The sequence below is a fragment of the Rhizobium sp. CFBP 13644 genome, from assembly GCF_014842165.1.
Lineage (GTDB): Bacteria > Pseudomonadota > Alphaproteobacteria > Rhizobiales > Rhizobiaceae > Agrobacterium > Agrobacterium tumefaciens_C.
The window spans coordinates 1-623 of record NZ_JACYVF010000033.1 but is presented as its reverse complement, the minus strand read 5'-3'; the positions used below and the strand labels follow the sequence as shown (position 1 = coordinate 623).

Sequence of the window (623 nt, the reverse complement as noted above, 5' to 3'; positions counted from 1 at the left end):
GTAACCGGTGTTCCGCTCCCACGTTGCCCTTCGGCGTTTGATCTGTGATCGAGTTTTCATGGATAAAGAGCGGGAGTTTCTCGATGGAGACCTCATTTGAGTTTCTCACAACTGATAAGGTTGGACGTGGGGTTCAGCGACATTGGCCGGATGAGATCAAGGCGAAGATTGTTTCGGAAAGTTTGAGGCCCGGCACGAAGGTCAATGAAGTTGCGCAGCGCTATGGATTGAGAGCCAACAGCCTTTCCACCTGGCGGACGATGGCGCGGCAGGGCAAGCTGCTCCTGCCGGAACCGGAAGATACGGTAGAGTTCGCAGCTTTGATCGTTGATCCGCCAGTTTCTGAACCGCCGCCGAACACGGTTAGTCGCCCCGAGATCGTCCTCGGTCCCGTCACGATCCGTCTTGAGGAAGGAGCGTCCGCCACACGGATTGCTGCCATCACTCGCGCATTGATGGCGACGACATGATCTTTCCGTCGAACCGCGTTCGGATCATGGTGGCCACCAAACCTGTAGATTTCCGCAAAGGGCATGACGGCTTGGCAGCGCTGGTGAAGAACGAGCTTCACAAGGACCCGTTCACCGGAACAGTCTTCGTGTTCAGGTCTCGCAAGGCAGACC

At 56.5% G+C, this 623-nt stretch carries 2 protein-coding genes; both read left to right on the top strand.

Annotated elements, in window-relative coordinates; all coding sequences use genetic code 11:
• The first annotated feature begins 83 nt into the window (after positions 1 to 83).
• Positions 84 to 470, top strand: a complete 387-nt coding sequence (gene tnpA / locus IFT53_RS23545; protein WP_192068472.1) for an IS66-like element accessory protein TnpA — start codon at positions 84 to 86, stop codon at positions 468 to 470.
• On the top strand, positions 467 to 623 hold a 157-nt coding region (tnpB, locus tag IFT53_RS24250), incomplete at its 3' end, for an IS66 family insertion sequence element accessory protein TnpB (protein ID WP_192068471.1). The genes tnpA and tnpB, both read left to right, overlap by 4 nt.